Genomic DNA, 22,691 nt, shown 5'->3' with positions numbered 1-22,691 from the left:
GTTTAAGCGCTTGATCACACTAGTTTGATGCGTCATTGCTCATTTATGCAGCATCAATCACCAGACGAAATACTTATGATTTCCAAGGTACAACTGGTATTTGGTGCGTCCAGTCTTTATAATCTCGCGCAACCTTTTTTCCCCTGATTACTGAGTAAGCCGCACCACTGCTGGCTGGGACACCATTCTATGAGCGAAAAATACGTTGTTACCTGGGACATGCTGCAAATGCAAGCGCGCAAACTGGCTCACCGCCTGCTGCCTGCTGACCAATGGAAGGGCATTATTGCCGTCAGCCGTGGCGGTCTGGTTCCGGCCTCTCTGTTAGCGCGTGAGTTGAGCATCCGTTATGTGGATACCGTCTGCATCTCCAGCTATGACCATGACAACCAACGCGAAATGAAAGTGCTCAAGCGCGCCGAAGGCGACGGTGAAGGCTTTATCGTGATCGACGATCTGGTGGATACCGGCGGCACCGCGAAAGCGATCCGTGATATGTACCCGAAAGCGCATTTCGTCACCATCTTCGCCAAGCCGGCAGGTCGTCCGCTGGTTGACGACTATGTGGTTGATATCCCACAGGATACCTGGATCGAGCAGCCATGGGACATGGCGGTGACCTTCGTGCCACCGATCGGCGGCCGTTAAGCTAGCCACGCTGACTCACTAAAACGCCCGGTTCTGCCGGGCGCTTGCGTTATTTTGCTTTATCGCTCCAGAGTTAGGTACACTACCTCCAGTTGATTAGGCTGTTTGCGGCCTATTACCAGATTTACGGAGGCTGTTGTTACCATGGCACAAGCCAACCTTTCTGAAATCCTGTTCAAACCCTCATTTAAACACCCTGAGACCTCAACTCTGGTACTGCGCGCGCGCAACAAAGTCAGCGCCGATCTGCATTCCACACTGGAAGGCGACACCGTCAGCAATTGGTACCGCATGCTCAACCCGCTGTTGTGGGCCTGGCGCGGTGTTGATCCGATTGAAATCAACGAAGTGCTGGCACGCATTGCGGTCGCGGATGTGGAACACACCAACGACAAATGGCTGGATACCGTGATCGGTTACCGTAACGGCAACTGGATCTACGAATGGGTGCATCAGGGCATGCTCTGGCAACAGCGTGCGCTGGAACAACAGGATCCGCTGATTGGCGGCCAGTACTGGCTCAACGCCGCCAACTTTTACAGCATTGCCGGCTACCCGCACCTGAAAGGCGACGAGTTGGCCGAGCAGGCGGAGTCGTTGTCCAACCGGGCTTACGAAGAAGCCGCGCTGTTATTGCCGTACCAGTTGAAAGAGCTGGAATTCCGCATTGAAGGCGGCAGCAGCATTACCGGCTTCCTGCATTTGCCGGAGAAGGGCGAAGCGCCGTTCCCGACGGTCTTTATGTGCGGCAGCCTGGATACCCTGCAGACCGACTATCACCGCCTGTTCCGCGATTATCTGGCACCGCAGGGCATCGCCATGCTGACCATTGATATGCCTTCCATCGGTTCTTCTTATAAGTGGAAGCTAACCCAGGATTCCAGCTTCCTGCATCAGCAGGTGCTGACCCAATTAGCCTCAGTGCCCTGGATTGACCATCAGCGCGTCACCGCGTTTGGCTTCCGCTTTGGTGCCAATGTGGCCGTCCGGTTAGCCTATCTGGAACCACAGCGGCTGCGTGGCGTGGCCTGCCTGGGGCCGGTGGTGCATCGCCTGCTGTGCGACATCAACACCCAGAAGAACGTGCCGGACATGTATATGGACGTGCTGGCCAGCCGGATGGGCATGGCCAACGCTTCGGACCATGTGCTGAAGGTCGAGCTGAACAGCTATTCGTTGAAAAATCAGGGGCTGTTGGGCCGCCGCTGCCCGACACCGATGCTGGCCGGTTACTGGGATCAGGATCCGCTCAGCCCGAAAGAAGAGGCGCAGCTGATCGTTTCATCCTCGATGGACGGCAAATTGATCGCCATACCGCGCAAACCGGTGTACAGCAGTTTTCACAAGGCGCTGCAGCAAATGTCTCATTGGATGAAAGATAAAATGCGTTAAATAGTTGCTAAATTTTAACAATTTGTTAAAAAGAGTGGTCTACATTGAGGAGCTTAAGAATGACGTTACCGAGTGGTCACCCTAAAAGCCGACTAATGAAACGTTTCGCCAGCTTGGGGCCGTATCTGCGTGAAGGGCAATGTGAGAACGACCGTTTTTTCTTTGATTGTTTAGCCGTCTGCGTCAATGTTAAGCCTGCTCCAGAGCTGCGAGAGTTTTGGGGTTGGTGGATCGAACTGCATGCTGAAGATACGCGTTTCACCTACGCCTATCAGTTTGGCCTGTTTGATAAGAAAGGGCAGTGGACGCCGGAAAAGATTAAGGATACTGAAGTAAAAACCAAGCTGGAAACCACCCTGCGTGATTTCCATCGTCGTCTGGGCGATCTGCTGGCCACCATGGAACTGACGCTTGAACCGGCTCCTGATTTCAAAGAAAAATTGATTAAACTTTCCGCCTGACCCCGTTTGACCGCAAGTATTCTGCTGATTTCGCGTTGTGCCTGTTGGCATAACGCGTCTCTCCTGTTACAAAGTCCTTTGCACTATTCTTCTCATCTTACACGGCAGAAACACTATGAACGGCAGCCAGACACTGGTTGTGAAATTGGGCACCAGCGTGTTGACCGGCGGATCGCTGCGTCTTAACCGTGCCCATATTGTCGAACTGGTTCGCCAGTGCGCACAACAGCATGCAGCGGGTCACCGCATCGTTATCGTCACCTCTGGCGCGATTGCCGCCGGGCGCGAGCATTTGGGCTACCCCGAACTCCCCGCCACCATCGCCTCCAAGCAGTTACTGGCGGCGGTCGGGCAGAGCCGGTTGATCCAACTGTGGGAGCAACTGTTCTCCATCTATGGCATCCACGTCGGGCAGATGTTGCTGACGCGCGCCGATCTGGAAGACCGCGAACGCTTCCTCAACGCGCGTGACACCATGACGGCGTTGCTGGACAACCGTATCGTGCCGGTAATCAATGAGAATGACGCGGTTGCGACCGCAGAAATCAAGGTGGGCGACAACGACAACCTGTCGGCACTGGCGGCGATCCTGGCCGGGGCCGATAAACTGTTGTTGCTGACCGATCAGCAGGGGCTGTACACCGCCGACCCACGCAATAACCCGCAGGCAGAGCTGATCCGTGAAGTGCACGGCATCGACGACGCACTGCGAGCCATCGCCGGCGACAGCGTCTCCGGCCTGGGTACCGGCGGCATGGGCACCAAGCTGCAAGCCGCCGACGTGGCCTGCCGTGCCGGTATCGACGTGATCATCGCGGCCGGCAGCAAGCCGGGCGTAGTGAGTGATGTGATTGAGGGCAAACCGGTGGGCACCCGTTTCCACGCGCTGGAAACCCCATTGGAAAACCGCAAACGCTGGATCTTCGGCGCACCCCCGGCCGGTGAGATCACCGTCGACGACGGTGCGGTCGACGCCATTATGGCGCGCGGCAGTTCACTGCTGCCGAAGGGCATTCGCGAAGTCAAAGGCGATTTCTCCCGTGGTGAAGTGATCCGCATCCGCAACCTGACGGGGCGCGATCTGGCGCACGGCGTCAGCCGTTATAACAGCGACGCGATGCGCATGATTGCCGGTCACCACTCGCAGGAAATCAGCGAAATTCTCGGTTATGAATACGGCCCGGTGGCAGTACACCGCGACGATATGATTGTCAGCTAAGGAGTGAGCATGCTAGAGCAGATGGGAAAGGCCGCCAAGCAGGCCTCCTGGCAACTGGCGGTGCTGAGCACGGCGAAGAAAAACCAGGTGCTGTCGGTGATTGCCGACAGACTGGAAGCCGAAAGCGAAGTGATTTTACAGGCTAACGAACAGGACATGGAGCAGGCACGCGCCAGCGGGATGACCGAAGCGCTGCTCGATCGCCTGTTACTGACCCCGGCACGCCTGGCGGCGATCGCCAACGACGTGCGTCAAGTATGCCGTCTGAACGACCCGGTCGGCCACGTATTGGACGGCAGCCTGCTGGACAGTGGCTTGAAGCTGGAACGCCGTCGGGTACCGCTCGGGGTGATTGGCGTGATTTATGAAGCACGGCCAAACGTCACCATCGACGTCGCCAGCCTGTGCCTGAAAACCGGCAACGCGGTGATCCTGCGCGGTGGTAAAGAAACCCACCACACCAACCAGGCGACGGTGAAGGTGATCCAGCAGGCGCTGGAACAGTGTGGCCTACCGGCAGCGGCGGTACAGGCGATTGAAAGCCCGGATCGCGCCCTGGTGAATGAACTGCTGCGCCTGGATCGCTACGTCGACATGCTGATCCCACGCGGCGGCGCGGGCCTGCACAAACTGTGCCGCGAACAGTCGACCATCCCGGTGATCACCGGCGGTATCGGCGTTTGCCACACCTACGTGGATGACAGCGTCGATTTCGACAAAGCGCTGACGGTGATCGAGAACGCCAAGATTCAACGGCCAAGCGCCTGTAACTCGCTGGAGACGCTGCTGGTGAACCGCAACATCGCCGCAGAGTTCCTGTCAGCACTGAGCAGCAGAATGGCGGCGGTCGGCGTCACCCTACACGCAGCGGAGAACGCCATGCCACTGCTGCAAGACGGCCCGGCAACGCTGGTGGCGGTAGCAGCGGAAGATTACGACGACGAATGGCTGTCGCTGGACCTGAACGTGGCGCTGGTGGATGACATCGATCAGGCCATCGATCATATTCGCACCCACGGCACCAGCCATTCTGACGCGATCCTCACCCGTTCACTGAGCAGCGCCGAGCACTTCGTGCGTGCGGTGGACTCCAGCGCGGTGTACGTCAACGCCAGCACCCGCTTCACCGACGGCGGCCAGTTCGGCCTGGGCGCAGAAGTGGCCGTCAGCACCCAGAAACTGCACGCCCGCGGCCCAATGGGCCTGGACGCACTGACCACCTACAAGTGGATCGGCTACGGTGATGATTTGGTTCGTAGCTAAGTTTTAGTTCGGTGTTCAAAAATGCAGGGGCGCAGTTCATTTGGACTGTGCCCTTTTTGTTTGGGGAATCTTAAAAAGGCAGATGCCAATGCCGGCTGGTAGCATGTTGCTGGTCTAAGCGAAACCTCATCTGACAGGCGGCTTTGTGCCAAAAGCGGACGTTGCTTGCATCGATGGATCTCAATTAATAGGGTGAAAGGCTATAGCGCAATACTATCCAAAAAGGTATTTTGGGTGAAACAACAGCTATGGACACAGAATAAATGAGTATATTTTCAATTGATGAGTCTGGTTACACTGGGCGCGATCTTCTTCAAAAGTCACAACCTTGGCAAGGGGCCAGCGCTGTAAAGATTACTCATGACGATGCTCTCCACCTTATCAGACAACATTTTCCTAAACACAAAGCCCCTGAATTAAAATTTAGCTCTCTCAAAAAGCGAGATAGTTATCAAAAGCCAATTTTTACTTTGCAACAGGAACTACTTGCCAATTTTCCATGTGTTACTTGTGTTGCCGATAAGCGTTTTATTCTAATTCAAATGTTTATTGAGTATGCTGTAGAGCCTTTTTACTATGACCATGGGATAAATCTATACGAGAATGGTGGAAACGTTTCTATGGCATCAATGGCTTACTATGTCTGCCAAAGCCACTTTGGTAGAGATTTTGATAATATCCTAATATCTTTTCAAAATGCGATGCATGAGAAAACGCACACGGCAGTAAATAGCCTTATTGCGAACGTTAGGGCCGTGAATTGGCGCCTATTACCGGAAGTACTGGGGCCACTAGCTTTGGAGCATCCAGATTGTATTGCGGCAATAACTAATCCAAAAATTTCTACTGATGCAGCATTTGTTATTCTTCAAGCGCTAATATCACGTACTGAATTAATGTCAGAGGGACCATATAGCATTGAGCATGATCGTTCTAAAAATCTCTTACAATACAATGAATATCTTTCGATGCTTATCAAATGTCAGATGCAAGCCGAGTTTAAGATGTCTGAAATCGCCAGTATTAAATTCCCATTAAAGCTTGAGCATGTACACCAAGTTGATTCAAAACTAAGCCCAGCAGTTCAATTATGTGATGTTTTGATTGGTAGTGCTATATCAGGAGTGCGTCAATTATTGAATGATAAATCATTGTCATTTTATTCTCCTTTAAAACTGTATGAAGATAATCAAATAATTCATTTTTCACCTGATATAGATTTCGAAGGGCAGAAAAAATTCAGGAATAACGGTCAAGGTAGTGAGTACATTGATTTTATTGCTGAACAATTTAATAAATTTGGAAAATGATCTCATTGGTGGGTATCAAATCTGAGATATCTAAATAGTGATATGAAGACCCATGACGAATATTTACTGTTTTGTGACAGTGATTCAGATGCACTTATTGGTTCCCCTGTGCAATAAATTCTGACTAGAGTTGCGGACAGAGACGTCACTTAATTATCTGAGCTATAGCAACTATAGATTTCCACTAAAAGCCACTACTCTGATAGACATCTATTTGTTTAGCGACTCCGCATCCTAGTCTATGCTGATTACAGTGTAAGGTCAGCTTCTCGCTCATAGCCGCCGAAGCTCTGTGGGTAGTCCAGCCCAAACCTGATAGGTAAACCTGTGGCAGATTCACTCTGCTGTTCTGTTAGCAACACATCGTTCGAGATACACGGAAGGTTCACTATGGCAGACATGACAGGGGCAGGACGACGTTGGCACAGACCCTAGCCGTTAGATCCGATCCTCTCTACCCCACAGCAATAACCAGAGTAATACCTCCCTCAGATAATACTCAAAGTGGGTGACGTAGCTCCCTTTCAGGAAGAAGAAAATAAAAATGCTCTTGAAGCGAGACCCGTTGTCAGTGACACTTCAAAAATCTCCCATCGACAAGGAAAGCTCATGTATCTCGCCGTCCCACCAGGGCAGAAAACTATCGCATGGTCGGAAATGGCCCTCGACCGCGAAGCCAGGAAGCTGGTGAATATCGCTAATACTGTCGCATCCTCGCATCTGAAAGACGGGTTAACACGTATCAAGTTCGTGGAAGAAATACGCGATCTGGTGACGCTGCAACTTATGCGGGTAAGAAAGTCGAAAACCATCGAAGCTTATACTCAGGCTACGCAGACATTACGCACTGAAACCAACAATTTGTTGGAACAAGACCGGTTGATCCGCACCAAGGCTGCGCAACTCTACGCCAAAATTGAATTTGTGCGTGAGAACAACAGCATTGTTGGCTATGTAATCAGCTCGATAAATGTAGTTCTGGCGGGTGTGGAAATTTTTACAGGTGCGGTGTTGGTCGGAACATCGATGCCGATAGGCGTGCTTGCGGGGGCGATACTTTTCGCTGATGGCTTTAACACGATATCAAAAGAGTTCGATCACTATTTTAGAGACAAACAGAACTCGGAAGGCGTGCTGGCAAATGGCGCAATGTCGGCGGCCGAATTTATGGGGTTTTCAAGAGCAGACGGGCTTGGGGTTTTCAAAGTGGTTGCCCTGACAGCCAATGTATACAGCATCATTGGGCTTATAAAACGCCCTGGCACATGGAGACTATTCCATCATTTGCCATCTGATTTCTACCGAAAGGTTAGCTCGATGAGTAAACCCGCGTTAACCATGAAAATTGTGGGTTATGGACTGAAAGCAAAAATAGTCTTTGATTTGTTAACTACGGAACATCCTGAGAATTGAAAGATTGTTTTCTGCTGGACCACGCCCTGTAAGCTAATGGGATTGGAACAGTGAACCAAACAATGGCCAGGGCGATTAAGGCCGCGACTGCGGCAGAAGCTGCGTCACCCAATGAACCGCCTAACAGAACCGTCAAGCAAACGACAACCACTGCCACAGTGATCCAGATATTTGCTCGAAACCTGTTCGACAGACCTTGTATGACCTGTTCAAACGAACCGCCGTAATTATCGAGGTTGTTCTTCAGCTTTTGCACATCTGCTAGCGTAAAACCTGCGGCCAGCAATTTTTCTTCAGTGATCGCCATAGCGCAGTTTCCTCAGACGGCTAGAGTGTAGAAACGAGGGGCAAAACAAGCAGTTTTAAACACCCGCAAGCATTCTAGCAACCTTCACCCCGAAATTCCCGTACGTTTGCGCTCCGTTGTTTTCAAATTCCTTCATCAAAACTGTGGATCAGGTGTCGGTCTCGCCAAAATGATCTCTACTCTTAGAGCATCTTGCTGCACACGGGGAATATGTCATTTGAGACTAACGTCCGCTTTCTCATGGGGCATTCGACAAGCATTTGATGACTTCAGTCGGGCCGTAGGCTCTACTCTAGCTAACACAATGGCTCAACCCGCCCACCAATCCGCTCCATAACCGCCCCGGCATCAACCCCAAGCAAACGAGCGATCAGAGCAAACTCAACCACATCCAGTTTGCGTTCGCCGTTTTCAACCTTGGCGATAAACGACTGAGGGCGACCCAGGGCCTCGGCCAGCTTGGCCTGAGTGATGCCTTTTTCTATACGAGCATCTCTAAGTATTTTTATAACTAATTGATACTCGGTTGAATAAACTGAATTCATGGCGTTTTCCGCGAGTGAAATCCCAAAACAGGATAATAACAGTATCAGATACTTAGGAGGATTCAGCATGACTGATAAACGTGTAAGAAGGGTATCATCTTGGCGACGGTATCCAGAGGTGCAGGATTGGCACTTTCTACGTTTGGCAATGCGTTGGCGCACCAACGACACTAGGATTAGCGGCTGATTAGTAAGTCACAGGACTTACTTCTTATGCACATATGGCTTTCAAGATATTTAAATCTATACTATATTTGATAATTCAGATTTATAGGCGATAATTATTAATTTTTTTTGTTTTGTTATTAATTTAATAACGTTTTATCTGAAGTTTGGTTGAATTTTATATCATAATTTTTATTAATATGAAAATGGAGTTTCGTTATGGGTGAAATGTTAAGTAAGGCGTTAGACTTTGTATTCATTACATTATCTGGAATGACTGCTAATGGTGAGTTGAGCTCTTTACAGGCAGTTTTCATTGTTTTATTTTCCGTGCTGGTGCTAATTGTTTTTATGAGGATAAAAAATGTTGTTGGATTTTTTAAAGATTTCAAAAATGCAAGGCTAAATGAGTACGTTCACATACTGAAAACTTATGAACTAAACAGTGTTGATCATGACTGTATCAAGGATGATATATCCAGAATTATTAGATATCGATTGTCTGGTATCTCGGATGTTGCGAGACAAAGGATTATATTTAAATTGTTACCCTTGCATCGTGAGATGGTTTCACCGATTTTTTTTAAGAAATTCAGAACGTTTCTCGATTTTAAAGATGGTTACTTGATTTTTAATAAAGGAATTGCCTTTAGGGTTGAGTGTTTTATGTACGGGGTTTTTTCCATGCAATATCTAGTAATAGCACTTTCACTTATTGCTGTTTCATTATACAAGGGCAATCTAATATACTTTTGGGAACATTGCTTGTTATATTTAATGGCAGTTGTATTATTCCTGATGTTTATCGCATTTGGGAAAATGATTCCCACCCCGAAAGAGTGTCGATTGATGCAAAAAATCTTGCATGCGCAGAACGATCCCTCACCTTGTGAGTGACTGTTTTTTCGCCAGTCTCATTAATTTTTGCGGGTGCAGTGGATTACTGAGGCTGGCGAATTTAATGTGTGAAACGCTATTTCTTAACCATAAGATGTTTGCGTTGTTCTTTAGTCATCGCCTTGTTTGAGCTGGAAATAACGCAGTTATATTCTTTACCTTTATTAATAATCATAAAGGTGCTGACCGGGTTTTTAAAATCTTTGTCGATGGTGAAATAAACATAGTCTTGCGGTAACACATTGGGTTTAAAGGCACCAAACGCATAAACCCCTTCGATGCCGAGTGGGGATAAATCAACCGTCAACTCTAGCGGTTGGGTAGCCATCGGGGAAGGCAGCATCGATTTCGCCGACATCATCATCGAGTTGGGGTTAACGGTGTATTCGCTGGTGACTTTCATCCCGACATACTTGGACGTCGGCATAGAAAGCTCTTTCATACAGGCCGCGTCGTGCTTGGGCGCGGGGCTACCATTTTCTTGCACGGCGTGCACGTGCTCCAGGGTAACCACTTCTTTGCCGGTCACCGGTTGTTTGCTGTCTGCTGCGTGCGCCATACCCGCCATCGCGAGGGCGGCAACCGTAGGTAAAATAACGCCAGTCATTATTTTCATTACTTTGCTCCTGACTTTTATGTTTGGAAAAGTAATATTAACTTTCCCGTGTGTGTAGCCGATGGAATTTAATTAATGAAATCATGGGTGCACCGCATCGCCTTGTGTGACCACAGGGCATGACAGAGCTCTCCTGAAAAATAACTGGCGTTTTTTAAGATGAATAAAATGAGTGGTTAATAATATTGGTTACGGATCTTCGTCAGCCCGTGGGCTTATAATTTGTATGAATAACCTTAGTCAATAAACGGAATAGATACAACTTACCGGATGCAAATTTATTTTTAATCGCCATAAACTATAAAAACAATAAGCCAATGGATTATATCTATTGGCTTATATATACATGCTTATTATTACACTGTGGGTATTGTCACCTATAGCTAAGGCTTTTTCAGCCATGGCAGCATACGCACCAGCGCATTGTCCTTCACGAGATAGTGATGGAACAGCGCCGCTGCGGCATGCAGCCCAATCAGCCAATAGCCGAAGGCTGCCAGCGTCTTGTGCCAGCCGATAATCATCCGCGCCTGTGGCCGGTCGGCGACTTCGGCAAAGGGCATCGGCAGGCCAAACAGAAACCACTCTTTACCACCCAGATAGCGGGAATAAACGCCCAGCACCGGCAGCGTCAGCAGCAGCAGATAAATCAGGCTGTGCACCAGATGGGCCGCGCCGGTTTGCCATTTAGCCGGTTTCGGGTTGATGGCAGGGCTGGTGTGGCGCCAGCGCAGCAACAGACGGGCGATCATCAATACAAATACTGTCACGCCACAGCTGAAGTGGGTCACCACCAGCACGTACCACAGCGGGGTGCCTGGCACGCTAAAGCCTCTCAGCTCAATCGTCGTACAGGTTACGACCAACAGGATCGCCACCAGCCAGTGCAGGCGGATCTGCATCGGCATATAAGAGTTCTGCACCGGGTTGCCTTTGGATGTTAAATCACAGTGCTGATGAGAGTAACCAAATGTTACAAGAGAGGAAAGCGCCGGATGTGAATATCATCCGGCGCTTGGTGTTACTCAGTCGACTTTGGCTTTGGCGAAGTCACTGCCGTTAACGTCAACCACATAGCCACTGACGTTGCTGCGGGTGGCGTAGAACACCTTGCCGTTAGCCAATGGCAGCAGTGGCACCTGTTTGGCAAAGATCACCTGCGCCTGCTGGTAAAGCTTGGCGCGTTCGGCCGGGGCACTGACCAAAATTGCCTGATGGATCAGTTTGTCATAGCTGCTGTCGCACCAGCGGGACACGTTGGCACCGGTCTGTACGCCGGCGCAGTTGAGCAGCGTGGCGAAGTTGTCCGGGTCGCCGTTATCCGACATCCAGCCATACAGCGCGCTTTGCTGTTCCCCTTTACGCAGCCCGGCCAGGTACTGGCCCCATTCCCAGGTGACGATTTTGGCCTTCACGCCCACTTTCGCCCAATCGCTCTGGATCATCTCGGCGATGCGCCGTGAGTTAGGGTTGTAAGGTCGCGCCACCGGCATTGACCAGATGTCGGTCTCAAAGCCTTTTTCCAGCCCGGCCTGCTTGAGCAGTTCACGCGCTTTCTCCGGGTTGTAAGCGTATTCCGGCAGCTTGTCGTTGTAGCCCAGCATGCCCGGCGGCAGGATCGAGTTGGCCGTGGTGCCACTTTCCTTGAACACCGCCGCGACGATGGCCTTTTTATCCACCGCATAGCTCAGTGCCTGACGCACCAGCACATTATCAAACGGCTTCTTCTGGGTATTGAACGCCAGATAGCCGACGTTTAGGCCATTGATATCGTGCAGTTGCAGGTTTTTGTCGCTCTTGATGGCGTCAAACTGCTCGGCCAGCGGGGCAGGGATGATCTGGCACTCGTTGGTTTTCAGCTTGGCCAGCCGGGTTTGCGGGTTCGGCGTGATGGAGAAGATAAGGTGCTTGCTGGCCACCTCGCCCTGCCAGTAATGCGGGTTGGCGATGTAGCGGATCAGTGAATCCTGTTTGTACTGTTGCAGCGCGAATGGACCGGTACCGATCGGCCAGTTATCGACGTTCTCCGGCGTGCCTTTTTTCAGCATGGCATCAGCATATTCGGCAGAAAGGATCGAAGCGAAGTCCATGGTCCAGTCCGCCAGGAACGCGGCGTTAGGCTGGCTGAGGGTAAAGCGCACGTGGTCGTTATCGACCGCTTCCACTTTGGTGATCAGCTTGTCCAGCCCGGTATCGGTAAAGTACTCGTAGTTGCCGCCGGACACCTTGTGATACGGATTATTGGCATCTTTTTGACGCATCACGGTGAACACCACGTCCTCGGCGTTAAAGTCACGCGTTGGGGTGAAGTACTTGTTGCTGTTGAATTTCACGCCCTTGCGCAGCGTAAAAGTGTAGGTCTTGCCGTCCGGGCTGATGGTCCACTCGGTCGCCAGTGAGGGAGCAGGGGTTTTATCGCTTTCACGCAGCGTCAACAGGCGGTTATACAGCACCTGCGAGGTGGCGATAAAGGTGGTGCCGGAGCTGGAAAGCTGCGGGTTGAAAGACTCCGGTGAGGCCACGGTGCAGTAGACCAGGGTATCGCTGGCGGCCAGGGCATTGCCCGCCGTCAACAGGCCGGTTCCCGCCAATAACAGACCCACAGTGCTTGGTTTTAAACGCATAAAATGGATGGCTCCCTCAGGTTGAATGAGGACACTGCCGCCGCTGTGGCATTCAGGCAGCCCTCAGTTTAAATATAAGTGATTGATAGAGGATATGGGAACTGGTGCTTGATGCTTGATCGAGTCGTCAGGTTAACACCGCCGTCAGTTTAGCCAGGGAAATTGTATGCTTAGGTAAATAACCCCGGTTTTTCGGCTGTCTGACAAAAATGTTATCAGCGGGTCATTTTGGGGTCAGTAACCCCCATTTAGAATCACCTCACCAGGCAGAATCGGGTCTGGTCAATCCAACGAGGTGGTTATTATGAAAGCAACTAAATATGTTATGGCGGCTTTACTCCTGGCTGTGGCTTCAACCAGCAGCTTTGCGGCCAGCAGCGTCAGCTCTGAGCAGGGGCTGACCAAAATCGGTGTGGTATCCGCCAGCGGCGCGCTGACACTCTCCGGTCTGGAGAACAAATTAGCGAAAAAAGCCGACGAAGCCGGGGCCAGTTCCTACCGCATTATTGCTGCCAGCGGGGGCAACAAACTGCACGGCGTGGCGGTGATTTACCAATAATGGTCGCGACATTGCGTTCAATCGGGGCGGTACTCGCCACTACCGCCCCAGTCACCCCGGTTTTAAGCTATTTTCCATCCCCTTAACGGCGTTATTGCTGCCACGCTCCTCTTCTTGTTCGTTCCTCCCTTGCGGTATGAGCAGGTTATTCTATATTCATGAAAATGATAATAAGTGTTATTATCATTTTCATTTGTAACTGAATCGAAACATCTTCAGTGCGCTGCGGTGGCCGTTTGAATAGGCGATGCCGTCCAGTCACTACGTGCGCCAGGGGGGCAAGCACGCCAACCACAATAAGAAGGATCACGCCGGGCTGCCGCGAGCTGGCCGTCCAGCCGTGTCCGGCATTCACCCCGTTTTGGCCGCTATCAGATGCACTTTGCGGCGGCGGGGTTTTAGCTTCCGTTGTTTCAACATTTGTTTATGGCTTATCAAAGGTAGGTAACATGTCGGGAACTGTTTTGGCTACTGAATGGCTGCCGCTAACACCGGCGCAGTTAGACTTCTGGGAAGAATTTACTCTGCACCCTGAGCAGCCGTTTTCCACCGTCGCCCACGTCACTGAATTACGCGGCGCAGTGGACGAGGCGGCGCTGTCTCGTGCAATTACGCTCACCATGGCGGAAACGCAGGCGTTTGCCCTGCGCTTTGGTGCCGACGCGGAGGCGCACCCACCGCTCCAGCGTTACGATCCCCAGTGGGTGCCCGAGTTGCATCGTATTGATCTGCAAGCACAGGCCGATCCTTATCAGGCCGCGATGCGGCTGATGCAGGCGGATGTCGAACAGCCGATGGACTTGTGCAGTCAACCGGTGGCGGCAGTGTGGTTACTCAAACTGGGGCCAGCGCGCTTTATCTGGTACCTGCGCGCTCACCATATTGTGATTGATGGGTTCGGGATGGCGCTGGTTGAACACCGCTGCGCCACGCTATACGCGCACTTTCTTGGCAGCGGCACGGCGGGGCAGGCGCTGGGCTCCTTCAGCGCTTTCCAGCATCATGAATTGGCCTATGCCGCCTCTGAACGCTGCTCAAAGGATCGGCATTTTTGGCAGCGCTATCTGCCGCCGTCGCAGACCTTGCCGACGGTGCGCAAGGGCGGTCGGCAATACGGCGTGAAATGCCTGAGCACCAGCACCGCACTGCCGGAAGAGATCTCGCAGCGGCTGCGTGAGCTGTCGGAGCGTAGCGGTATCGGCTGGCCCGATCTGCTGTTGGCGCTGTCCGCCGCCTGGTTGTTCTTTACCTTACCGCCGTTGCCGCATGATAAAGGCGATACGCGCACCCTATGGATGCCGGTGATGAACCGCCGCAGTAGCCAGGCGACCAATACCCCGGCGCTGGCGGTGAATACCTTGCCGTTTTTGGTATCACTGCGCGGGGAGGAGACGCTGGGGCGTTTTCTGTCTGAGATGGCACAAACACTGCGCGAGCTGCGCAGCCATGCCGCTTATCGGCTGCGGCAGATAGCCGCCGATCGTGGTGTGACGCCCGCGTCTCGTTTATTTATCTCCCCGTTTATTAACGTCCAGCCGTTTGATCCGGCCGGTTTCAGCGGTTGCACCAGCACGCGTCGGGTACTGGCCGGTGGTTCTGGCGACGGCGCAAATCTGACCTTTCGTGGCCGCACCGATGCCGGTGATCTGTATCTGGACATTGATATTTACGTGCAGCAGTTCCCCACGGCAGGGGTTGCCGACTACGGCAATGCCTTGCAGGAATTTTTACTGCGTGCGTTGCGGGAAGAGGCGTTGGAAACGGCGGTCGGTGAACTGATGGCGATCCGGTAGGGGGCGAACATGTTCGCCCCGATTAATAACCGTTAACGCGCCAGCAGCGCTGCAACCTCCCGGGCATTTTTACAGGGGATCAGCAGCGTGGGCGGCAGACGGGTGCCGAAGGCGTCGTTGAGCTGTGCAGCCACCTGTCGAATGTGCGGCAGTTTCAACCCCATGCTGATAAAGGCAGTTTCTTCCCCCCACTCCGGGCGCGGCGTAGTGCCGATCGCCTGCCAATAGATAGCCAAAATCTTGCCGCTGTTGGCCGGTGGTGCGCTTGGCAACGGCGCTGCACAGGCGTTGAGTCCCGGCGCTGCCCGATCGGCGCTGAAGGCTGCACGAATGCGGTGGCGGTCTGTCTTGCCATTGCCCGAAAGCGGCAGCGCTTCGGCGTGGATAAAGCGCGTCGGGATATGGGTACAAGGCAAGTAGCCGGTTGAGAAGGCGCGGATCGCCGCCAGCGACAGCGGTTTACCGTCGTGGGTGAGGTACATCGCCCCCAGCGTGGCCTCGGCGTTATCACCACCGGGGTAATCCACCACCACGATATCGAGGATCGCCTCGTGTCCTCGCAGTACATCTTCAATCTCCGGCAGCGAAACGCGCACACCACGGATTTTCACGTAGCCGTTCACCCGGCTGGCGAACAGAATGTTGCCGTCCGGACGATAGTAACCCTGGTCGCCGGTACGGAAGGCGCGCAGCGGTTGCCCGTCGGGGCCGTCCAGCGTGACGAAATCATGCTGTTTTAAATCGCCGTCTTCCAGATAACCCAATGCCAGATTCACCCCCGCAGTGTGGATGCGGCCAACCACGCCGACCGGGCAGTGGCTGCCGTCGTCATGGCAAATAAAGTATTGGTTGGCCGGCAGTGGCTGACCATAGGGCACGGTTCCGGTGTCCTGCGGCGCAATCGGGTGCCAGATACTCCAGATGGTGGTTTCGGTTGGGCCGCCGAGCGAGAACAGGCTGATATCCGGGCGCAGGCGGCGTAGTTGCTGCACCGTGGCCGGTTTGATGTAGTCGCCGCCCTGAGCCACCAGCCGCAGTGAGCGCAGGCTGTCGTCGGTTTTGCAGGTGAGCAGCATCTCCAGAATGGCGGGAACCGAACACCACAGGCTGACGCGATGGCGCTCCACCAACTGGTTCCAGCTGATGGCGTCTTTTTCCTGATGCGCTGCCGGTAACACCAGTGTCGCACCGGCGCTGAGTGAGCCGAACAGATCAAACATCGACATGTCATGGTGCGGTGGGGTGACCGAGATCATCACGTCATCGGCGGTGACTGCCCAGCGTTGCAGAGTCTGGCCGATAACGTTAGCGGTGGCGCGGTTGTTGAGTACCACGCATTTTGGCTTGCCGGTGGTACCGGAGGTATACAGGTAATAGCTGGCCTCGGTGCTGGCGCTGCGCTCGGTCAGCGTCTGGCTGTCCGGGAGTGCCGCATTGTCCGCCGTCGGGGCGAGCAGTTCCGCAGGCGTGACCCCGTGCGGCGTATCCAGCTCGCCGTGATGCACCACCAGATCCGGCCGACAGTTGGTCAGCAGATAAGCGGTGCGCTCCGGCGGCGAGTTGATGTCGATCGGTACCCAGATAACGCCCAGCAGCGCACAGGCTAAGGAGATAGTGACATGTTCCGGGCTACGCGCCAGATACAGCGCCAGCACCCTGCCGGGCCCCAGACCGCGCTGTTGCAGATTGGCCATTACCGCGCCGACCTGTTGACCAAGCTGCGGATAAGTCAGGCTCTGCTGATCGCAGATTAACGCCGGTCGTGGCTGTGGATTGTTAAACAAGCGCTCAGCCAGTTGCGTCAGGTACGGATAGGCGGTAAATGCCGCCTCGCTGTGGTTATGCCGGTAGTGCTGGTAATCGATAAATTGTGCCGGAGCAATTTCCAACTCACCCTCTTGGCACATTAGCGTCACCCGGCGTTGCAGCGCGTCCAGCATCGCCTGTACCTGTTCGCCGTCCAGCGCCTGCTCGGCGTAGTCAACGCACAGCAGCAGATTTTTGTCGGCATCCTGCGTCAGCCGAATATCTATCGCCACCTGCGGCGTCTGGGTCACGCCGTCATGGTAATGCACCGGCGCGTTAGCTGGCAGCGTCTCCCAGCCCAGGCAGTTGGTGAGGATCACCGGCAGCGCAGGGGATCCCTGGCTGTGGTTTAGTAGCTGTCGTGCCAGGTCAACGCCGGAAAATTTCAGGTGATCGAGCGCGCCCAACACATCGTCTTGCAGCGCCTGCGCACGGCTGACAAAGGTGCCGCCCAGGCGGCTATAGCGCACCGCCACAAAGGTGGAGGCGTTACTGAGTGAGCCATCCGCCGCCGGAAATGCCACGGGTACGCCGACGCACAGTTCGCCGTCGGTGGTCCATTGCGCCAGCGTATCGAGGATCAACGCCGAAAGGCTGCTGTTGCGCAGCAGGGCATGGGCAGAGCCCAGGCGTGAAAATTGTTTCAGCACTTCGCGCGGCAGGGTCAGGTTGGCGCGACGGTAGCGCGAAGATTTGATGTTGGCCAGCGGAGTGATCCATGGCAAGGCCGACGGGGTGGTGATGTCCTGTAGCTTGGCCTGCCAATAGGCGGCATCGGCCTGGCGTTGTTCCGCCGTGGCGGCGACCGGTGGGCCTGACGGGGCAATTGGCGGCAGTGGGGCATCGTCAAACAGCCGGGCGATCACGGTGGAGATGCCCTGACCGTCGAGGATCAGCGCGTCGAAGCTGGTGAAAATCACGGTGTCGTAGTTATTGCCTGTTGCATCCGGCGTTACAGGTAACTGAATGGCGGCAATGCGCCACAGCGGCTGCGCGGGATCGTGGCGCTGGTGCGAATACTGTTCTCGCAGGATCGTCAGACGTTGTTGCGCGGCCTGAGGAGCGAGTGTCCGCAGATCGTGCCGATCCAGATTCAAAGTGGCTTCTGATCGTACCCGCTGAGTAAAACGCTGGGGATCGATGCAGGTGCGAAGCGCCGCGTAATGTTGCACCAGTTCGCTCAGTCGGGCTTCCAGCCGGGCCAAATCCAGCTTCAGACCGTGATATTCGCGAAAGTCGTGCATTGCCACGCCGCCGAGCGGCCATTGTTCGCTGCGGCCGAGCAGATAAGCCTGCTGCAGCGCGGTTAATGGTGTCTCCATGGTATTTCCCTATTGTCGCTAACCAACGAAAAAGAAAGCAGGGCGCATGAGGTTATACGCGCCCGGAACCGATATCAGGCTTTGGGGGCCAGCACCTTCAGCAACATTTGCACCGCCTCTTCGGCGTTGGGTGCTCGCTCGCAGATCAGGGCGGCAAGGGCGGCCGGGGTAGGGTGGGTCGCCACGTCTGCCGGGGCCAGCGCCACCGGCAGATATTTGTTAACCACCGCCAGCAAGGCCAGCAGACCGGCTTGCGGCAGTTGCAGGGCGTTAATGTCATCGTCGTCGCCGAGCCGGGCATCCGGTGCGACACGCGCCAGCAGCCGGTGCAGTAATTGACGCACCGGTATTTGGCGGGCCAGCGCGGCTGCAGAGCATTGTTCCAGCCACTGCGCCAGCGGCTGCCTGAAGCTGTCCGGCCGATTGGCGGCCCGTTTCAGCAAGGCGCCGTAGGTGGCGAACAACTGTGGCAGCAGCCGATCCGGAAAGGCGTCCAGGCGCACGTCCCAGTTGATCAAAATGCCGCCGTTGGCGTGTGCCACCTGAGCATCCAGCGCCACCTGTGGCCCCTGGGAGATCACCCATTCCAGCGGGCCAAAGGTATGGGTGACGTTGTCGGAGAACAGCGCCTTGCCGTGAATACCGAAACCGGCGGTAAACACCACCGGTGAAGGCTGCATGCTGCCCTGCAGGCGCGACAGATCGCGCATCACGCTGACGCCAGGGTAGTCGGCATGGGCAATCAACTCCGCCAGTTGCGCCATCAGGCGTTGGCAGAAGGCAGCCAGGTTTTCAGCCGGATCCAGCTCCACGCCGAGCAGCACCAAATTGGAGAAATCGCCAATGATATTGCCGACGTTCTCCTCGGCCCGATGGAATAACGGCACGTTCAGCCGAAAGCGCGACAGGTTCCAGCCGTGGCCGACGGTGACGGCGAACAGCGCTAAAAACAACGATGAAAGCGTGATGCGGTGCGCTTTGGCCGCATCTTCCAGTGCTTTGGTTTCTTTGGCGTTCAGTTGCAGCGCCAGCCGATCGCTACGGCAGCGGTCCGGCGTTCGCAACAGGTGCGGGGCGGGTGGCAATTGAGCCAGGCGTTCCCGCCACCAACCCTGAGCGTGGGTGCGGCGTGCCTGCAGCGTCGTATCGGCATGCTGCCGGTCGAGATAGTCAAAGTAGGCCACGCCGTTGTCGTTGGGAGCGGCAGGGCACTGATGATAAAAGCGCGCCAAATCTTCCATTAGCACGCGGAAACCCATGGCATCTCCGGCGATCATGTCCAGATCGACATGCAACCGGCTGTGGCCACCCGGCAACAGGCTGAGGCTGATATCACAGGGGATACCCTGTTCCAGCGGCAACTTTTGGCTGCTTTTTGCCAGACGTTTTTCGGCAAGCCGGTGGGTGACATCGGCAGTATTCGCCTGGCTAAAATCGTCCAGCTGCAGGCGATGCTGCGGGCCGCTGGGGGCAATGGTCTGCTGGCCATCGGCGGTGATCTGCAGGCGCAGCATCGGGTGATGCTGGTAAAGAGTGGCAACGGCCTGTCTCAGTCGTTCGACGTCCAGGTCGCAGCAGTTAAATTCCGCATACAGGTGGGCGGACACGCCCCCCAGCGGCGCTTCGGATTGCCGGCCCACCCAGTAGGCGGCCTGCATCGTGGTCAACGCTTTCATTGGGTTTCCATCAGTATTGAGAGACTGTAAGAATATATTGCAATGTTAATGGGAATGAAAATTATTACTATTTTTATTTGTTGATATAAGCCGCGGGAGTCATGAGGTTAATCGCGGTATTTCCTCAGGGCGAGAAAATAGTAATATTGATATAGTTATGTTTTATATTTATTTTAAATGAAATCATTGGCTTTTTTGCTGATTTTAAAATTTCGCTTTACTGCTTTCCCTGCTGATTGTTTTTTAACGCATTCATTTGCTTAAGTGATAATGATTTGCATTAAAATATGTAAAATATTATCATTATTAACATTTCTTTACGTTTCCAGACAAAAAAACCGCTTCCGCCCGCTGTATCTCGGGGGTGGGGCAGTTGTCTGCGGCAGGGATATGCATAGCAAGGTCAGGAAGGCCGCAATGCCATTGTCAGTGTGAGAATCAGCGTCGTTACCTATGTGAAAACAATTAAATTTTTGTGCATCTGGGATGAAAGGAGAATACATCTATGAGCAAGCATTCAGCGGCTCAAAGGCATAAAATCGTAGGAAACAAGGAAAAAGCAGGCTTACAGGCCATTGGGGCATTTTCCTCACTCTTTCTGGGTCTTTGTTCTTTGTCGGTGGGCAGCGTTAACGCCGCCGTCGTGGACGAGAAGGTTCAGGAAGCCGCCGACAGCAAACGTAACGATAATTGGCAGGACTCGGAGAGCCTGTTGGTTACCGGCGAAAAAATTAAACGCAGCATTTTTGATACCGGCTCCAGCGTGCAAGTGTTCGACAGTGAACGTATTGCATCCATGCCCAATGCATTGCAGATCCCTGATTTGCTACGTATGACCACCAACGTGGTGGATTTGGGCATTGGCAACAATTTGCCCACTGTGCGCGGTATCGATGGCTCCGGTCCTAACACCGGTGCCAATGCCTTCCTCAGCGGCACCCGTCCGCGCCTCAATCTGTCACTGGATGGCCGCTCGCTAACCTATAACGAGCAAGCCTACGGCCCTCAGTCGCTGTGGGATCTGGATCGTGTTGAAGTGTTCCTCGGCCCACAGAGCTATATCCAGGGGCGTAACGCCATTGCCGGTGCCATCGTGATGACCAGTAAGGATCCTACTTTCGACTGGGAAAGCGCCTTTAAGGGCGGGGTTGGCAATCAGCATTCTTCGCAGTTGTCCGCCATGGCCTCCGGCCCATTGGTGGAGGATCAGTTGGCGTTCCGCGTCAGCGTTGATCGTCAGCGTCGCCGCAGCGATGCCGACCTGCCTGCTTATGAACCGGTGGGCGATCCGCGCGAGGTAGAAGCTACCACCGCCCGCGCCAAGCTGTTGTTCAACCCGGCAGGTATGCGCGAACTGACCACCAAGCTGACCTTTAACCATTTTGGCAGCACCTCACCGCAAAACGAGAGCCTCAACCCACTGGTTCACCCTACTAACCCACGCCACGATCCCCGTCGCGCGGTGTTTAAAAGCAACAACAACAGCGGTGTTTGGGATATCGCCTGGGAACAGTCCGACAGCCTGACGCTGGAAAACCGGGTGATCTACACCGACTTTAATATCAACCGTCCTACTGCTTACAACATTCAATATGCTGAAGTTAACGGTAAAGAGGTGCATGTGGAGCCGGTGGCACGCTTTGGCGGGCCGGATAGCCGTCTGCATGGGTTGGCGGGGTTGCGCTATTTCCACGCCAAGCAGGATGAATTCGTCAATATTTTCGGTGGTTCCAGTTTCAAGGATAAAACCGATACTAATTCAGCCTTTGCCGAACTGACCTTTGCCATCACGCCAAAAGTTGATCTTACCGCTGCCAGCCGCCTGGAGCACGAACATCGCCGCCGTACCGGCGGTAGCAACACCGCGCGTATCGACTTCGACGAGACCTACGACGTGTTCCTGCCGAAGCTCGATCTGGCCTGGAAACCGACGGATACCCAGACCTACGGTGCCAAGGTGGCGCGCGGCTATAACGCCGGCGGCGCAGGCATCACTATCGGCACGCCGGTGGTCAACTACACCTATGGCTCCGAGTATGTCTGGAACTATGAGCTGTATTCCCGTCATCACTTGAAAGATGCCAACGTCATCCTGACCAGCAACGTTTTCTATAACGACTACAAGGATATGCAACTGCCTTATTCTTTGGGCGAGAACTCGAGTGTGATACGCAATGCCGACAAGGTGGAAACCTACGGTGCGGAAATGGGTGCTACCTGGCAGCCGCGCTGGGACTTCGAGCTGTTCACCAACGTTGGCCTGTTGAAGACCAAGATCAAGAAGTTCTCGGGTAGCGGCGTAGAAGGGCATGAGTTGGCGCGCGCACCGGCCTATACGGCCAACATGGGTGCCAAGTACCAGTTGATGGCCGGGCTGGAATTGAGCGGCAACGTGGCGTTCTCAGACTCTTACTACTCACAGTACGACAACGACTCACGCGGGCATATCGGTTCCTACTGGTCGGCAAATACTCAGTTGGCGTACACCTTCGCCTATGGCCGCGCCACTCTGTATGCACAGAACCTGTTTGATTCGGAACGTCGCGTGATGGTGACCGGCAATGATGTGTATACGGCGTCTCAACAGCGTCCGCGTATGATCGGTGCGGCACTTGAACTGACCTTCTGATGCGTTAGCAGCCAGTCTGCACCAGGGGCGTATCAACGCCCCTTCT

18 protein-coding genes are annotated in these 22,691 nt (G+C 53.8%); 11 read left to right on the top strand and 7 right to left on the bottom strand.

Translation table 11 applies throughout. The features are described from left to right. The first annotated feature begins 189 nt into the window (after window positions 1-189). From gpt to BEI65_RS20695, 7 genes are all read left to right on the top strand, one after another. Complete coding sequence (gene gpt / locus BEI65_RS20725) at window positions 190-648, top strand: xanthine phosphoribosyltransferase (protein ID WP_085115349.1); 459 nt, start codon at window positions 190-192, stop codon at window positions 646-648. Between the two features lie 144 nt (window positions 649-792). Beyond that, complete coding sequence (frsA, locus tag BEI65_RS20720; protein WP_099064920.1) at window positions 793-2,040, top strand: esterase FrsA; 1,248 nt, start codon at window positions 793-795, stop codon at window positions 2,038-2,040. Window positions 2,041-2,099: 59 nt separating this feature from the next. Then, window positions 2,100-2,501: a sigma factor-binding protein Crl gene (gene crl / locus BEI65_RS20715; RefSeq protein ID WP_099064919.1), complete on the top strand. Its 402-nt coding sequence runs from the start codon at window positions 2,100-2,102 to the stop codon at window positions 2,499-2,501. 115 nt (window positions 2,502-2,616) lie between these two features. After that, window positions 2,617-3,720 (top strand): glutamate 5-kinase, encoded by a 1,104-nt coding sequence (proB, locus tag BEI65_RS20710; protein ID WP_085115352.1) that lies wholly within the window; start codon window positions 2,617-2,619, stop codon window positions 3,718-3,720. Between the two features lie 9 nt (window positions 3,721-3,729). After that, entirely contained in the window at window positions 3,730-4,983 is a 1,254-nt protein-coding gene (gene proA / locus BEI65_RS20705; protein ID WP_198404490.1) for a glutamate-5-semialdehyde dehydrogenase, read from the top strand. 263 nt (window positions 4,984-5,246) lie between these two features. Continuing rightward, on the top strand, window positions 5,247-6,293 hold the full coding sequence (locus BEI65_RS20700; RefSeq protein ID WP_099064917.1) for a DUF3800 domain-containing protein: 1,047 nt from the start codon (window positions 5,247-5,249) through the stop codon (window positions 6,291-6,293). A 609-nt stretch (window positions 6,294-6,902) separates the two neighbouring features. Continuing rightward, window positions 6,903-7,706, top strand: a complete 804-nt coding sequence (locus BEI65_RS20695; RefSeq protein WP_099064916.1) for a DUF4225 domain-containing protein — start codon at window positions 6,903-6,905, stop codon at window positions 7,704-7,706. On the opposite strand, the gene BEI65_RS20690 is transcribed toward BEI65_RS20695, so the two are convergent. Both BEI65_RS20690 and BEI65_RS20685 read right to left on the bottom strand, forming a co-directional pair. Next, window positions 7,684-8,013 carry a hypothetical protein gene (locus BEI65_RS20690; protein ID WP_099064915.1) on the bottom strand — a complete coding sequence of 110 codons (330 nt, stop codon included), beginning with the start codon at window positions 8,011-8,013 and terminating at the stop codon, window positions 7,684-7,686. The genes BEI65_RS20695 and BEI65_RS20690 overlap by 23 nt on opposite strands. Before the next feature lie 296 nt (window positions 8,014-8,309). Then, window positions 8,310-8,558, bottom strand: coding sequence for a helix-turn-helix domain-containing protein (locus BEI65_RS20685; RefSeq protein WP_099064914.1), 249 nt, complete (start codon window positions 8,556-8,558; stop codon window positions 8,310-8,312). A gap of 384 nt (window positions 8,559-8,942) precedes the next feature. Between BEI65_RS20685 and BEI65_RS20680 the strand changes: the two genes are divergently transcribed. Continuing rightward, a complete protein-coding gene (locus BEI65_RS20680) occupies window positions 8,943-9,620 on the top strand; it encodes a hypothetical protein (RefSeq protein WP_099064913.1) in 678 nt (225 codons plus the stop codon). A gap of 76 nt (window positions 9,621-9,696) precedes the next feature. Here BEI65_RS20680 and BEI65_RS20675 read toward each other — a convergent pair whose 3' ends face one another. The 3 genes from BEI65_RS20675 to BEI65_RS20665 all read right to left on the bottom strand — a co-directional run bounded on the left by BEI65_RS20675 (window position 9,697) and on the right by BEI65_RS20665 (window position 12,860). After that, window positions 9,697-10,236 carry a hypothetical protein gene (locus tag BEI65_RS20675; protein WP_099064912.1) on the bottom strand — a complete coding sequence of 180 codons (540 nt, stop codon included), beginning with the start codon at window positions 10,234-10,236 and terminating at the stop codon, window positions 9,697-9,699. Window positions 10,237-10,619: 383 nt separating this feature from the next. Beyond that, on the bottom strand, window positions 10,620-11,144 hold the full coding sequence (gene cybB / locus BEI65_RS20670) for a cytochrome b561 (RefSeq protein ID WP_085115534.1): 525 nt from the start codon (window positions 11,142-11,144) through the stop codon (window positions 10,620-10,622). A gap of 117 nt (window positions 11,145-11,261) precedes the next feature. After that, window positions 11,262-12,860 (bottom strand): ABC transporter substrate-binding protein, encoded by a 1,599-nt coding sequence (locus tag BEI65_RS20665; RefSeq protein ID WP_099064911.1) that lies wholly within the window; start codon window positions 12,858-12,860, stop codon window positions 11,262-11,264. Window positions 12,861-13,164: 304 nt separating this feature from the next. Here BEI65_RS20665 and BEI65_RS20660 point away from each other — a divergent pair, with 304 nt between their 5' ends. Both BEI65_RS20660 and BEI65_RS20655 read left to right on the top strand, forming a co-directional pair. Beyond that, window positions 13,165-13,419 carry a DUF1471 domain-containing protein gene (locus tag BEI65_RS20660; protein WP_099064910.1) on the top strand — a complete coding sequence of 85 codons (255 nt, stop codon included), beginning with the start codon at window positions 13,165-13,167 and terminating at the stop codon, window positions 13,417-13,419. Between the two features lie 449 nt (window positions 13,420-13,868). Next, entirely contained in the window at window positions 13,869-15,212 is a 1,344-nt protein-coding gene (locus BEI65_RS20655; protein WP_099064909.1) for a condensation domain-containing protein, read from the top strand. 32 nt (window positions 15,213-15,244) lie between these two features. On the opposite strand, the gene BEI65_RS20650 is transcribed toward BEI65_RS20655, so the two are convergent. Together BEI65_RS20650 and BEI65_RS20645 are read right to left on the bottom strand one after the other, a co-directional pair. Then, a complete protein-coding gene (locus BEI65_RS20650) occupies window positions 15,245-18,340 on the bottom strand; it encodes an amino acid adenylation domain-containing protein (protein ID WP_099064908.1) in 3,096 nt (1,031 codons plus the stop codon). A gap of 74 nt (window positions 18,341-18,414) precedes the next feature. Continuing rightward, complete coding sequence (locus BEI65_RS20645; protein ID WP_099064907.1) at window positions 18,415-20,016, bottom strand: condensation domain-containing protein; 1,602 nt, start codon at window positions 20,014-20,016, stop codon at window positions 18,415-18,417. Window positions 20,017-20,521: 505 nt separating this feature from the next. Between BEI65_RS20645 and BEI65_RS20640 the strand changes: the two genes are divergently transcribed. Continuing rightward, window positions 20,522-22,645, top strand: coding sequence for a TonB-dependent receptor (locus BEI65_RS20640; RefSeq protein WP_099064906.1), 2,124 nt, complete (start codon window positions 20,522-20,524; stop codon window positions 22,643-22,645). Window positions 22,646-22,691 lie beyond the last annotated feature (46 nt).

The organism is Serratia sp. BW106 (assembly GCF_002607755.1).
GTDB lineage: Bacteria > Pseudomonadota > Gammaproteobacteria > Enterobacterales > Enterobacteriaceae > Serratia > Serratia proteamaculans.
The sequence above is the reverse complement of the archived record's forward strand: the minus strand, read 5'-3'. Positions and strand labels throughout refer to the sequence as shown.

Coding starts and splice junctions, on each gene's coding strand:
- gpt (WP_085115349.1), top strand. CDS start 190: ATGAGCGAAAAATACGTTGTTACCTGGGACATGCTGCAAATGCAAGCG.
- frsA (WP_099064920.1), top strand. CDS start 793: ATGGCACAAGCCAACCTTTCTGAAATCCTGTTCAAACCCTCATTTAAA.
- crl (WP_099064919.1), top strand. CDS start 2,100: ATGACGTTACCGAGTGGTCACCCTAAAAGCCGACTAATGAAACGTTTC.
- proB (WP_085115352.1), top strand. CDS start 2,617: ATGAACGGCAGCCAGACACTGGTTGTGAAATTGGGCACCAGCGTGTTG.
- proA (WP_198404490.1), top strand. CDS start 3,730: ATGCTAGAGCAGATGGGAAAGGCCGCCAAGCAGGCCTCCTGGCAACTG.
- BEI65_RS20700 (WP_099064917.1), top strand. CDS start 5,247: ATGAGTATATTTTCAATTGATGAGTCTGGTTACACTGGGCGCGATCTT.
- BEI65_RS20695 (WP_099064916.1), top strand. CDS start 6,903: ATGTATCTCGCCGTCCCACCAGGGCAGAAAACTATCGCATGGTCGGAA.
- BEI65_RS20690 (WP_099064915.1), bottom strand. CDS start 8,013: ATGGCGATCACTGAAGAAAAATTGCTGGCCGCAGGTTTTACGCTAGCA.
- BEI65_RS20685 (WP_099064914.1), bottom strand. CDS start 8,558: ATGAATTCAGTTTATTCAACCGAGTATCAATTAGTTATAAAAATACTT.
- BEI65_RS20680 (WP_099064913.1), top strand. CDS start 8,943: ATGGGTGAAATGTTAAGTAAGGCGTTAGACTTTGTATTCATTACATTA.
- BEI65_RS20675 (WP_099064912.1), bottom strand. CDS start 10,236: ATGAAAATAATGACTGGCGTTATTTTACCTACGGTTGCCGCCCTCGCG.
- cybB (WP_085115534.1), bottom strand. CDS start 11,144: ATGCCGATGCAGATCCGCCTGCACTGGCTGGTGGCGATCCTGTTGGTC.
- BEI65_RS20665 (WP_099064911.1), bottom strand. CDS start 12,860: ATGCGTTTAAAACCAAGCACTGTGGGTCTGTTATTGGCGGGAACCGGC.
- BEI65_RS20660 (WP_099064910.1), top strand. CDS start 13,165: ATGAAAGCAACTAAATATGTTATGGCGGCTTTACTCCTGGCTGTGGCT.
- BEI65_RS20655 (WP_099064909.1), top strand. CDS start 13,869: ATGTCGGGAACTGTTTTGGCTACTGAATGGCTGCCGCTAACACCGGCG.
- BEI65_RS20650 (WP_099064908.1), bottom strand. CDS start 18,340: ATGGAGACACCATTAACCGCGCTGCAGCAGGCTTATCTGCTCGGCCGC.
- BEI65_RS20645 (WP_099064907.1), bottom strand. CDS start 20,016: ATGAAAGCGTTGACCACGATGCAGGCCGCCTACTGGGTGGGCCGGCAA.
- BEI65_RS20640 (WP_099064906.1), top strand. CDS start 20,522: ATGAGCAAGCATTCAGCGGCTCAAAGGCATAAAATCGTAGGAAACAAG.